Raw genomic sequence first — 12,645 nt, forward strand, 5'->3', positions numbered from 1 at the left:
TTCCAGCCAACACCATCAGACAACACACAGGAGACACCATGAAACGCCGTTCCCTCATCCATTCCGCACTTGCTGCCGCTGCCCTGTCGGCGCTGGGCCTTCCCGCCCTCGCACAAGACAAATGGCCCAGCAAGCCCATCACCTTCATCGTGCCGTTTCCTGCAGGCGGCACCACCGACATCCTGGGCCGGCTGATTGGCCAAAAACTCGGGCCGGTACTCGGCACCACCATCGTGATTGACAACAAGGGCGGTGCTGGCGGCAGCGTCGGCTCGGAAGTCGCGTCCCGCGCACCGGCAGATGGCTACACGATGCTGGGCGGCACCGTCAGCTCGCATGCCATCAATGTGAGCCTTTACCCGAAACTGGGCTACGACCCGATCAAGTCTTTCTCGCCGGTGGCGCTCATCGGCACCAACCCGGTCGTGCTGGTGGTGGGGGCCAACAGCCCTTACAAAACGCTGCAGGACGTGCTGGCCGCCGCGAAGGCCAAACCCAAAACCATTTCGTCCGCATCGGCCGGCAGCGGCACGTCACAGCATCTTTCGCTGGAACTGCTGGGCTTCAAGTCGGGCACCCAGTTCATCCATGTGCCCTACAAAGGCAGCGGCCCCGCCATCCAGGACGTGATCGGCGGGCAGGTGGACATGATGTTCGACACCACGGTCGTGGCAGGTCCGCATATCCAGAGCGGCAAGGTGCGTGCGCTGGCGGTCACCTCCGCCAAGCGCCTGGAGTCCATGCCGAACGTGCCCACGGTGGCCGAATCCGTCCCCGGATTTGAGGTTGCCTCATGGCAAGCCATTTTTGTTCCCACCGGCACCCCCAAGCCCATCATTGACAGGCTGCACGATGAAATCATGAAAATCACCGCGCAGCCCGAGATGCAGGAACGCCTCAAAGGGCTGGGCATGCAACCGTCCAGCATGACGATCGAGCAGGTCTCCGCCTTCCAGAAGGCAGAGGTCGAGAAATGGGCGCAAGTCATCAAGGCGGCCAACGTCAAGCTTGACTGAACATGCTGTCCGTACCCAGCCCTGCGCGGCTACGCCTCGCCGTCATTGGTGCAGGGCTGGGCTCGGCACCTCACTTCCGAAGTCTTGAAGACCTGGCCAGCGAAGCAGACGTCGCCTGGGTTTATGCGCGAAACGCCGAACGACTGGCCGCTGTAGAAGTGCCCCAAGGGGCGCGCCGAACCACACGCCTGGAAGATATTCTGGAAGACGCCAGCGTAAAAGCCGTGCTGGTTCTCACGCCGCCCAATACCCATCTTGATCTTGTCCAGCAGGCTGCGCATGCGGGCAAGCACGTGCTGGTCGAAAAACCCCTCGAAATTGATTTGAACCGGGCCAACGCATTGGTCGAGACTTGCGAAACCGCGGGCGTCATGCTGGCGGTGATGCTGCAGCACCGCATGCGCGACGCGGCCCTTGCCGTGGCAGCACTGCTGCGTGACTACGCTATGGGCCCGCTGGTCAGCGCCGCCGCGTCGATCCGGTGGTGGCGGCCACAAAGTTATTACGATGAGCCCGGACGCGGCACCCTGGCGCGGGACGGCGGCGGCGTGCTGATCACGCAAGCCATTCATACGCTCGACCTGCTGCTCAGCTTCACCGGCATGCCGGAGCGCGTCACAGGCGTTGCCAGCACCAGCGCAGTGCATCGCATGGAGGGCGAAGACACGGCTGCCGCACTGCTGCACTACGGCAGCGGTGCGGTCGCTGTGGTTCAGGCCACCACGGCGGCCTACCCCGGTTTTCCCGAGCGCATTGAACTCAACTTCATCCAGGGCACCGTGACGCTGGAAGGCGGTGAAATGCAGGCGGTTTTTTCCAGCGGAAAGACGCTGACCGCTGGTGCACGCCAGGCCTCCGGCGGAGGCGCCAACCCCATGGCCTTCGACCATGCCGCTCATCGCGCCGTGCTGCAGGATTTCATTCGCGCTGTCCGGAATGGATGCGCGCCCGCCGTGACGGGGCGCTCCGCACTTGGCGTGCAACAGGTGATTGAAGCGATCATGGAGTCCTCCAGAACAGGCAGCGCTGTAGCACTTCATCCGGCAACACGGATCCCAGTGATGTAGGTAGAAATGATGCGCTTGGGCTTACCCGGTGCGTTCTTTAAGCCCATTGCCGCATCCGGCGCATCAGGGTTTTCCAAGAGAGTTTCAGGCTGTAGTCCAACCGCAGCGGGCGTGGGCAGCTATAAAACTCGTAGCAGTCAGCAATTTGCGTTATATTTGGCCCCAAGCTTTCGAAGCTTTCTGCTTAACAACCCCCTGTGACCAAACTGTGACCCGAGGAGATAACCTGATGAGTGCCAAAGAAAATGCAGCGGTAGGCCAATTGCTTGAACTGCTGGAAGCACGCTACGCACTGCGCGTGCTGTGGGCCCTGAAAGACGGCCACCCCCAGACGTTCCGCCTCCTGCAAGACAGCATCGGCAGCATCACACCCAACACCCTCAATACCCGCATCAAGGAATTGCGCGCAGCCGGCCTGCTGGGCCACGGCAGTGACGGCTACACGGTCACCACGCTGGGCGCCGACCTGCTCAAGCGTCTGAACGACCTGCAGGCATTTGCCGGCAAGTGGGCCGTCAGTCAGACCAAGAAAAAGTAAATTACCTGGCAGCCTGGCCCGAAAAAAAAGCGACCTTCGAGGTCGCTTTTTTGTTGCGCTGTTTTACCGATCAACAGGTATTCATGTGGTGTTCATCCACGCACTTCCCGCCGCCCTAATCCACTGCAGCGCCGGAACGTTTCACTGCATCACCCCACAGGGTCATGCTGCCGGCAATATGCCTGGCCAGCTCCTCAGGGGTGCCCGGCGCCACCTCGGCTCCACGCGACTGCAGCTGTGCGCGCAATTCCGGATCTGCCAGGGCTTTGTGGATCGCTTCGTTCAGGCGATTGACGATGGGCCTGGGCGTTCCGGCCGGAACAAAAATCGCATCCCACGCGCTGACATCGAATCCGGGCAGACCCGACTCCGCAATAGTCGGCACATCGGGCCAGCCCGCCACGCGCGTGGCTGTCGTCACCGCCAATGGTTTGACACGTCCGCTTTTCGCCTGCGGTGCGGCATTCGGCATGACCTCGATCATCATGTCGACCTGCCCGCCGATCAGGTCCGTCATGGCCTGTGCGCCGCCGCGATAAGGTATGTGCACCACCGCCAGGCCCGCGCGCGACTTGTAGATTTCTCCGGCCAGGTGGGACGTCGTGCCGTTGCCGGCGGAGCCAAAGGTGTATTTGCCCGGATTGGCCTTGAGCAGCCTGGTGAGTTCCGCCATGGAGTTGACTTGCAGCGTGGGCCGCACCACCACCATGGCGGCGATGCGGGTGAGCTGGGTCACGGGCTCGAAGTCGCGAGTCGGGTTGAAGCCGGGTGACTTGTAGATCGCGTGGTTGATCGCATGTGTGCCGTTGGTGCCGTACAGCAAGGTATAGCCATCGGCCGGCGCCTTGGCCGCTGTTGCACTGCCCACGTTTCCGCCGGCGCCGCCCAGGTTTTCGACCACGATGGGCTGGCCGAGCTCTTTGGCCGCGCGCAGCATGACCAGTCGGGCCAACGTGTCGCCACCACCGCCTGCCGGAAAAGGAACGATGAGCTTGACGGGCTTGCCGGGATACGCTGCAGCCGGCTGGGCATATGCCACTGACAAGCCGTTGAAGACAAGTGATGCCGCACAAGCTGCAGTCAGCCGGACTGCCGCCGTGCGGGCAAACTTACGCAAGCGATTGAAGCGGGGCAGATTCTTCATGGGTGTCTCCTGAGGCTCGCTGCCGCCACCGGCGCGTTGAATGGTTCATACAGGCAAGAAATACTTAGCTATCTTATTTTATTGCACGCAATAATTGATATATCTCCCTGATAAACCCTAATAAATCAAGATACTGCATGCAATAATTCGCCCACTTTCACTGTTCGTTCACTCACCCCTAAGCCTATGTCCTCCCAGATTGACTACACCACGCAGACATTGAGGCAAAGAATCCTCAGCGGCCAGGCGGCCCCGGGCGAACGCATGGTGGAGCTTGAGCTGTCCGCCCAATTGGCGGTTTCGCGCACACCGATCCGTATTGCGCTCGGCGAGCTGGAAAAGGAAGGCTTGCTGGAACGCCTGCCGACACGCGGCTTTCGCGTCAGGCAATTCAGCGTTGATGAAATTGCCAATGCAGTCGACGTGCGGGGCGTGCTGGAAGGCATGGCAGCAAGGCAGGCGGCCGAGCGCGGCATTGCGCCCGAAATCCGGGGGGCCCTGCAGGCCTGCGTCGAGGAAGGCCGTCTGCTGCTGGAGCAGGCACGGGCCGTCGGCCATGTGATTGACGCAGCCCGCTGGGTCCCGATGAACGCCCGCTTTCATGGCGCCCTGGCACACGCCGCCGGCAACAGCACATTACTCTCAGCACTGGCCCACGTCAGCAAAACGCCGATGGCCGGCGCCGGAGCGCTCAGCCTGAACGGTGCCCTGCCGCTGCTGGAATACGGCTTCATCCAGCGCGCACAAACCGACCACGAAGATGTGCTGGCCGCACTGCTGGCCGGTGAAGGGGCGCGCGCCGAAGCCCTGATGCGCGAACATGCCCACCGCAGCCGTGACAACAAGCGCGAGCTGATGATGCGCATGCAGAAACCGGCAGCGCCTTGAAGCGGTTTTTGCCGTCTCCACCTGAAATTTCGACGTTTTAGCCTTTCAGCCCAACAGGAATGTGCGCCAGCAGCTATCAATAACATAGCATCAGGCCTGCATTCGGGCGCCATTCGTTGGGCAGCCAGAACCAGCCCCACCGGCCGGGAACATGAGTGTCCAGCCACTACAATTCAGGCCACGAACCAGTTTCTACGGCTGGGGCACACCGGTCCACACAGGAACGGCAGGGCCCCAACTGCGCTGGACACCCCTGGCCGCACACCCGCAGCCAAACTATCTGGACCAAAAACGAAGCCCCTGTCTTGAAAAGGGCTTTGCCATCCCCAGCTGGAAACATTACCAGCTTCAACCCTGTTTTCGAGCATGTCTGACAATACACAACCCGAACAAAATCAACCACTTAGCGGTGAGCCCAGTCCTGAAGAACTGGAAGCGGCGCAGGCTGCAAACGAGTTTGACGCGCTGACCGTCGCACAAGCCGAAGTCGCCACGCTGCAGGCCAAGAACACCGAGCTGGCCGACAGCTACCTGCGCGCCAAGGCTGAGACCGAAAACGCCCGCCGCCGTGCCGACGAAGAAGTCGCCAAGGCCCGTAAATTTGCCCTGGAAAGCTTTGCCGAAAGCCTGCTGCCGGTGGCAGACAGCCTGGAAGCCGGGCTGGCGATCAAGGACGTCACGCCCGAGCAGATCCGCGAAGGCGCGGAAGCCACACTCAAGCAGCTCAAAAGCGCACTTGAGCGCAACAAGGTGGTCGCCATTGACCCGACTCCCGGCACCAAATTCGACCCGACCCAGCACCAGGCGATCAGCATGGTGCCCGCCGAGCAGGAAGCCAACACCGTGGTCAACGTGCTGCAAAAAGGCTACCTGATCGCCGAGCGCGTGCTGCGCCCCGCCCTGGTCACGGTGGCAGCCCCCAAGTAAAAAACCTCTTAAAAAACCTTGAAAACATTGTTGAAGCCCTTGAAGCCACACAACTTACCCACAAGTTATCAACATAGTTAATCCATACCGCGGCCAGCGGCACTGAACACCCCGGCCGCCCCACCTTCAATCTTTAACGAATCAAAAAAGCAGGAGTAAATCATCATGGGAAGAATCATCGGCATTGACCTCGGCACCACCAACAGCTGCGTGTCCGTCATGGAGGGCAACACCCCCCGCGTGATCGAGAACTCGGAAGGCGTGCGCACCACCCCTTCCATCGTCGCGTATCAGGAAGACGGCGAAGTGCTGGTCGGTGCATCGGCCAAGCGCCAGGCCGTGACCAACCCCAAAAACACCCTGTATGCCGTCAAGCGCTTGATCGGCCGCAAGTTCACCGAAAAAGAAGTCCAGAAGGACATCGCGCTGATGCCCTACGCCATCGTGGCCGCCGACAACGGCGACGCCTGGGTGGAAGTGCGCGGCAAGAAGCTGTCGGCCCAGCAAGTCAGCGCCGACATCCTCCGCAAGATGAAGAAAACCGCCGAAGACTATCTCGGTGAGCCCGTTACCGAGGCCGTGATCACCGTGCCTGCGTACTTCAATGACGCACAGCGCCAGGCCACCAAAGACGCCGGCCGCATTGCCGGCCTTGAAGTCAAGCGCATCATCAACGAACCCACCGCAGCAGCTCTCGCCTTCGGCCTGGACAAGCAGGAAAAGGGCGACCGCAAGATCGCCGTGTATGACCTGGGCGGCGGCACCTTCGACATCTCCATCATCGAGATCGCCGATGTCGACGGTGAAAAGCAGTTCGAAGTTCTCTCCACCAACGGCGACACCTTCCTGGGCGGCGAAGACTTCGACCAGCGCGTCATCGACTACATCGTGGCCGAGTTCAAGAAGGACAGCGGCATCGACCTGTCGAAGGACGTGGTGGCCCTGCAGCGCCTGAAAGACTCGGCTGAAAAGGCCAAGATCGAGCTGTCCAACAGCCCGGCCACCGAAGTCAACATTCCCTACATTGCGCACGACCCCGCGACCGGCCCCAAGCACTTGCTGGTCAAGCTGACCCGCGCCAAGCTTGAAAGCCTGGTCGACGAACTGATCGAGCGCACGATTGCGCCTTGCCGCATCGCCATGAAGGATGCCGGCGTCAGCGCGGCCGACATCCATGACGTGATTTTGGTCGGCGGCCAGACCCGCATGCCCAAGGTGCAGGAAAAGGTCAAGGAGCTCTTCGGCAAGGAACCCCGCAAGGACGTGAACCCCGATGAAGCCGTTGCCGTGGGCGCAGCGATTCAAGGCCAGGTCCTCTCCGGCGACCGCACCGACGTGCTGCTGCTGGACGTGACCCCGCTGTCCCTCGGTATCGAAACCATGGGCGGCGTGATGACCAAGATGATCAAGAAAAACACGACCATCCCGACCAAGTTCGCACAGACCTTCTCGACCGCTGAAGACAACCAGCCGGCCGTGACGATCAAGGTGTTCCAGGGCGAGCGCGAAATCGCTTCGGGCAACAAGGGCCTGGGCGAGTTCAATCTCGAGGGGATTCCGCCCGCAGCACGCGGCACGCCGCAGATCGAAGTGTCCTTCGACATCGACGCCAACGGCATCCTGCACGTCGGCGCCAAAGACAAGGGCACCGGCAAGGAAAACAAGATCACCATCAAGGCCAACTCAGGTTTGTCTGAAGCTGAAATCCAGCAGATGGTGAAAGACGCCGAGCTGAACGCCGAAGAAGACAAGAAAAAAGTCGAGTTCGTCACCGCCAAGAACAACGCTGAAGCCATGGTGCACAGCGTGAAGAAATCGCTGGGTGAATACGGCGACAAGCTCGAAGCCGGCGAGAAGGAAAAGATCGAAGCCGCCATCAAGGACATGGAAGAAGCGCTCACTGGCGACGACAAGGCCGCCATCGACGCCAAGAACACGGCCCTGATGGAAGCCAGCCAGAAGCTCGGCGAAAAAATGTACGCCGACATGCAGGCATCGCAGGCGGCAGCCGGTGGTGACGCAGGCGCAGCGGGCGCCGCCCAGGCTGAAGCCAAACCGGTCGACGACAATGTCGTGGACGCTGAAGTCAAGGAAGTCAAAAAGGGCTAAGCGCTTTTTTACAAAGCACCCCTGCATTGGCGCGATAACTGCATGCAAAAGCAGACGGCAAAGGCAGCCAGCAAAGGCGGAAAACCGGGAGCAATCCAGGATTTCCGCTTTTGCGTTTCCCGCTGACCCTCACAACAACGATTCCTGACTGACCTGCCATGGCCACCAAAAAAGACTACTACGACACGCTGGGCGTTGCCAAAAACGCCAGCGATGAAGACATTAAAAAGGCGTATCGCAAACTCGCGATGAAGCACCACCCCGACCGCAACCAGGGGGATGCGTCCAAGGTTGCCGAAGAAAAATTCAAGGAGGCCAAAGAAGCCTACGAGATGCTTTCCGACGAGAACAAGCGCGCGGCCTATGACCAGTACGGCCACGCCGGTGTAGACCCCAACATGCGCGGTGGCCCGGGTGCGGAAGGCTTTGGCGGCTTTGCCGAAGCCTTTGGCGATATCTTCGGCGACGTGTTCGGCGGCCAGCGCGGCGGGGCACAACGTGGCGGTGGCCGGCAGGTTTACCGTGGCGGCGACTTGAGCTACGCCATGGAAGTCACGCTCGAAGAAGCCGCTAACGGCAAGGACGCACAGATTCGCATTCCCAGCTGGGACGACTGCAATACCTGCCACGGCAGCGGCGCCAAGCCCGGCACCAAGGTGGTGACCTGCACCACTTGCCATGGCCACGGCGTGGTGCAGATGCGCCAGGGTTTCTTCAGCGTGCAGCAGACCTGTCCGCAGTGCAAAGGCACCGGCAAGCTGATTCCCGAACCTTGCGTGACCTGCCACGGCGTGGGCAAGACCAAGAACAACAAGACACTCGAAGTCAAAATCCCCGCGGGCATCGACGACGGCATGCGCATCCGTTCCACTGGGAATGGCGAGCCGGGTACCAACGGCGGCCCGCCCGGCGACCTCTACATCGAGATCCGCCTGAAGAAGCACGACATCTTCGAGCGCGACGGTGACGACCTGCACTGCGCCGTGCCCATCAGCTTCACCACTGCCGCGCTGGGCGGCGAAATTGAAGTGCCGACACTCGCCGGCAAAGCGGCCATCGACATTCCCGAAGGCACCCAGGCGAGCAAACAGTTCCGTCTGCGCGGCAAGGGCATCAAGGGCGTGCGCTCCAGCTACCCGGGTGACCTGTATTGCCACATCACGGTCGAGACACCGGTCAAACTGACCGAGCACCAGCGCAAGCTGCTCAAAGAGCTGGACGAGTCGCTGAAAAAAGGCGGAGCCAAGCATTCACCCAGCGAAGAAGGCTGGGCCGACAAGCTCAAGAGCTTCTTCAGCGCCTGATCCCCGCGCCCCAGAAAATGCCGGACCTGCTCCGGCATTTTTTATGGCCGGGCGCTACACACTGTCACACGCCTGTCGTGATCAGACACATACGATCAGCCCTTTAACTCCGGAAACACCCATGACCGTATCGACCCGCCAAGCCGTGAAGCAAGGCAGCCTGCTCGCCCTTGTTTGCAGCAGCGTACTACTCACCGCTTGCTCCTCCTCAGGCACAACATCTCAAGCAGGCCTGCCCACCCTTGATGGCAAGGCGCCACTGGTCATCGCCCACCGCGGTGCTTCGGGTTATGTGCCGGAAGAAACGATGGAAGCCTATGTGCGCGCGATCGAACTGGGCGCCGACGTGATCGAGATGGACCTGGTCGTGACCAGGGACGGCGTGCTCGTCACCCGTCACGACCCCAATCTGGCGATCAGCACCGACGTGGCCAAACACCCTGAATTCGCCTCACGCAAGAAGACCATCCAGGTCGACGGCGAAACGCAGACCGGCTGGTTCAGCAACGACTTCACACTGGCTGAGATTCGCACCCTGGGCGCGATCTCGACCGACGCCGAGCGCCCGCAGCAGTTCAATGGCCAATACAAGATCCCGACCCTTCAGGAAGTAGTGGACATGGCCAAGGCCCAATCCATCAAGACAGGCCGCACGATTGCGATCTACCCGGAAACCAAGAACCCGACCTACTTCCGGGAACTCGGCCTGCCGATGGAGGACAAGCTGATCGCCATCATCAATGCTGCCGGATGGAACAGCAAGACCGCGCCCATCTACGTGCAGTCGTTTGAACCCGGCAGCCTGAAGTACATGAAGAGCAAGGGCCTCAATACGAAACTGATCCAGCTCGTCGACGGCGACGGCATTGACCCGAAAACCGGCCGCGTGACCTTTGCCGTGCCGAGCGACCGCCCTTACGACTGGACCAAGGCCGGCGACAAGCGTTTCTTCAGCGCCATGGTCACACCCGCGGGCCTGGCCGAGATCAAGACCTACGCCGATGGCATCGGCCCCTGGAAGCGCTACATCATCAGTACCAACGGCACCTTCGGCGCCGACGGCAAGCAGGTCGACATCAACCGTGATGGCAAGCTCAACGATGCAGACTCCACCTCGCAGCCAGCCACCAGCTTCGTCGCCGATGCGCACAAGGCAGGCCTGTTCGTTCATCCCTTCACCTTCCGCAATGAGTCGCGCCGCCTGGCCAGCGACTACCAGGGCGATGCCAAGGCCGAGTACCTGGCCTTCTACCGCACCGGTGTGGACGGCGTGTTCACCGACTTCACCGACACCGCCATCGCCGCCCGGACGCAGTACCTGAAAGAAGCCGGCCGCTGAGCAAGCCGTGGCGGGCTTCACCCGCCAGACCTAAGTGCTATGAAATTAATAGCTGCTTGCGCCCATATTTAATGGGCCAGGCAGCTTTTTCATTTATAGAGAAGGTCATGCAGGCTCCGCTCCCACGATGCGCGGCATATTCCAGCCTTAGGGTCGGCTACACAGCCCGGGTGTATGGCCCAGCTTTTCTCAAAATGAAACATCGGGCCCATGAAGATACGGCTTCAGGGGAGACTTCAGCGATGGTGACTGGCTTATAGTGACCTACGCACAGAACCTCATTCCCACTCACTTTCAAGCGCAAACCCAACACACCATGAAAACCAAAGCCGCAGTCGCCTGGAAATCAGGCCAGCCCCTGACCATTGAAACCGTGGACCTGCAAGGCCCCAAGTTCGGCGAGGTGCTCGTCGAGATCAAGGCCACCGGCATCTGCCATACCGACTACTACACGCTCTCGGGCGCCGACCCGGAAGGCATCTTCCCGGCCATCCTCGGCCACGAGGGCGCAGGCATTGTGGTGGATGTCGGCCCTGGCGTGACGACGCTCAAAAAAGGCGACCACGTCATCCCGCTCTACACGCCTGAATGCCGGCAGTGCAAGTTCTGCCTTTCGCGCAAGACCAATTTGTGCCAGCTGATTCGCGGCACGCAGGGCAAGGGCCTGATGCCCGACGCCACCAGCCGCTTCAGCCTGGACGGTAAACCCATCTTTCACTACATGGGCACCAGCACCTTCAGCAACTACACCGTCGCCCCTGAAATCTCGCTGGCCAAGATCCGCGAAGACGCGCCCTTTGACAAGGTCTGCTACATCGGCTGCGGCGTCACCACCGGCATCGGTGCGGTGCTCTTTACCGCCAAGGTCGAAGCCGGCGCCAACGTCGTGGTGTTCGGCCTGGGCGGCATTGGACTCAATGTGATCCAGGGGGCGAAGATGGTGGGTGCAGACAAGATCATCGGTGTGGACATTAACCCCGCGCGGCAGGAGATGGCGCGCAAGTTCGGCATGACGCACTTCATCAACCCGAAGGAAACCGAAAACGTGGTCGACGCCATCGTGCAGTTGACCGACGGCGGCGCCGACTACAGCTTTGAATGCATAGGCAACACCAAGGTGATGCGTCAGGCGCTGGAATGCACACACAAGGGCTGGGGCCGCAGCATCATCATCGGCGTGGCGGAAGCCGGCGCCGAGATCAGCACCCGCCCCTTCCAGCTGGTAACCGGCCGCAAATGGGAAGGTTCAGCCTTCGGCGGCGCGCGCGGCCGCACCGACGTGCCCAAAATTGTGGACTGGTACATGGAAGGCAAGATCAATATTGACGACCTGATCACGCACACCATGCCGCTGGAAGACATCAACAAGGGTTTCGATTTAATGAAAAGCGGTGAATCCATCCGCGGTGTCGTCCTGTACTGAGCGACATGACAACACCACTGGAACTCCTCAGCGAACACGGCTGCTTCGGCGGTGTGCAGCGCTTTTACCAGCATGACTCGCGCGCGATTGGCCTGCCGATGAAGTTCTCGGTGTTCCTGCCGCCGCAAGCCATGGCTGGGGAGAAGATGCCGGCGCTGATCTACCTGGCGGGCCTGACCTGCAACGAAGAAACCTTCATGACCAAAGCCGGTGCGCAGCGCGTAGCCGCCGAGCTGGGCCTGGCGCTTATCGCGCCCGACACCAGCCCGCGTGGCGCGAAAATTCAGGGCGAGACCGACAGTTGGGATTTCGGCCGCGGCGCGGGCTTCTATCTTGATGCGACACAGGCGCCGTGGTCACAGCACTACCGCATGGAAAGCTACATCACGGCAGAGCTGCTGCCGCTTCTGACGGGCACCCTGCCGATTGATGCAGCACGCATCGGCATCTTCGGCCACTCGATGGGCGGTCACGGCGCGTTAACGCTCGCGCTCAGGCATCCGGATCTTTTCACATCGGTCTCGGCGTTTGCACCTATCTGCGCGCCCAGCCAGTGCCCATGGGGCCGCAAGGCGTTTACCGGCTATCTCGGCAGCGATGAATCAAACTGGGTTGAACATGACGCCACCGCCTTGATGAACCTGATGCCCGCTGCGCCCTACCCCGGAGGCATACGCATAGACCAGGGGCTGGATGATAAATTCCTCGCCGAGCAGTTGTACCCCGAGCTCTTTGAAGCCGCCTGCGCCAAGGCGGGCCAGCCGCTGGCGTTGCATCGCCATGCAGGTTATGACCACGGCTACTACTTCATCGCGACCTTCATGGCCGAACACCTGCGGCACCATGCGCGGCAACTGGGGTTGGCTGTTGCCGCTTGATTGAAGGCTGTG

Annotated in this window: 11 protein-coding genes; 10 read left to right on the top strand and 1 reads right to left on the bottom strand. The window is 61.0% G+C overall.

What is annotated here, in order from left to right; genetic code table 11:
- Positions 1–38: 38 nt before the first annotated feature.
- The 3 genes from AC1D1J_RS18045 (at position 39) to AC1D1J_RS18055 (ending at position 2,621) form a co-directional block, all read left to right on the top strand.
- The gene (locus AC1D1J_RS18045; RefSeq protein WP_477686827.1) at positions 39–1,016 is read left to right on the top strand and encodes a Bug family tripartite tricarboxylate transporter substrate binding protein; all 978 of its coding nucleotides are present in this window, start codon (positions 39–41) and stop codon (positions 1,014–1,016) included.
- A gap of 2 nt (positions 1,017–1,018) precedes the next feature.
- On the top strand, positions 1,019–2,083 hold the full coding sequence (locus tag AC1D1J_RS18050; RefSeq protein ID WP_477695458.1) for a Gfo/Idh/MocA family protein: 1,065 nt from the start codon (positions 1,019–1,021) through the stop codon (positions 2,081–2,083).
- A gap of 229 nt (positions 2,084–2,312) precedes the next feature.
- Positions 2,313–2,621 carry a winged helix-turn-helix transcriptional regulator gene (locus AC1D1J_RS18055; protein WP_457278868.1) on the top strand — a complete coding sequence of 103 codons (309 nt, stop codon included), beginning with the start codon at positions 2,313–2,315 and terminating at the stop codon, positions 2,619–2,621.
- A 115-nt stretch (positions 2,622–2,736) separates the two neighbouring features.
- On the opposite strand, the gene AC1D1J_RS18060 is transcribed toward AC1D1J_RS18055, so the two are convergent.
- A complete protein-coding gene (locus AC1D1J_RS18060) occupies positions 2,737–3,765 on the bottom strand; it encodes a Bug family tripartite tricarboxylate transporter substrate binding protein (protein WP_477695459.1) in 1,029 nt (342 codons plus the stop codon).
- Positions 3,766–3,951: 186 nt separating this feature from the next.
- Here AC1D1J_RS18060 and AC1D1J_RS18065 point away from each other — a divergent pair, with 186 nt between their 5' ends.
- The 7 genes from AC1D1J_RS18065 to fghA all read left to right on the top strand — a co-directional run bounded on the left by AC1D1J_RS18065 (position 3,952) and on the right by fghA (position 12,633).
- On the top strand, positions 3,952–4,653 hold the full coding sequence (locus tag AC1D1J_RS18065; RefSeq protein ID WP_477695460.1) for a GntR family transcriptional regulator: 702 nt from the start codon (positions 3,952–3,954) through the stop codon (positions 4,651–4,653).
- A gap of 366 nt (positions 4,654–5,019) precedes the next feature.
- Positions 5,020–5,580 (top strand): nucleotide exchange factor GrpE, encoded by a 561-nt coding sequence (grpE, locus tag AC1D1J_RS18070; RefSeq protein ID WP_477695461.1) that lies wholly within the window; start codon positions 5,020–5,022, stop codon positions 5,578–5,580.
- Positions 5,581–5,745: 165 nt separating this feature from the next.
- Positions 5,746–7,689, top strand: a complete 1,944-nt coding sequence (dnaK, locus tag AC1D1J_RS18075) for a molecular chaperone DnaK (RefSeq protein WP_477686822.1) — start codon at positions 5,746–5,748, stop codon at positions 7,687–7,689.
- Positions 7,690–7,847: 158 nt separating this feature from the next.
- Entirely contained in the window at positions 7,848–8,993 is a 1,146-nt protein-coding gene (dnaJ, locus tag AC1D1J_RS18080) for a molecular chaperone DnaJ (RefSeq protein WP_457278873.1), read from the top strand.
- Between the two features lie 121 nt (positions 8,994–9,114).
- Positions 9,115–10,332, top strand: a complete 1,218-nt coding sequence (locus AC1D1J_RS18085) for a glycerophosphodiester phosphodiesterase (protein WP_477695462.1) — start codon at positions 9,115–9,117, stop codon at positions 10,330–10,332.
- 316 nt (positions 10,333–10,648) lie between these two features.
- A complete protein-coding gene (locus AC1D1J_RS18090) occupies positions 10,649–11,755 on the top strand; it encodes an S-(hydroxymethyl)glutathione dehydrogenase/class III alcohol dehydrogenase (RefSeq protein ID WP_477695463.1) in 1,107 nt (368 codons plus the stop codon).
- Positions 11,756–11,760: 5 nt separating this feature from the next.
- Entirely contained in the window at positions 11,761–12,633 is an 873-nt protein-coding gene (gene fghA, locus AC1D1J_RS18095) for an S-formylglutathione hydrolase (protein ID WP_477695464.1), read from the top strand.
- The last annotated feature ends 12 nt before the right edge of the window (positions 12,634–12,645 follow it).

The organism is Polaromonas sp. P1_F8, assembly GCF_056405635.1.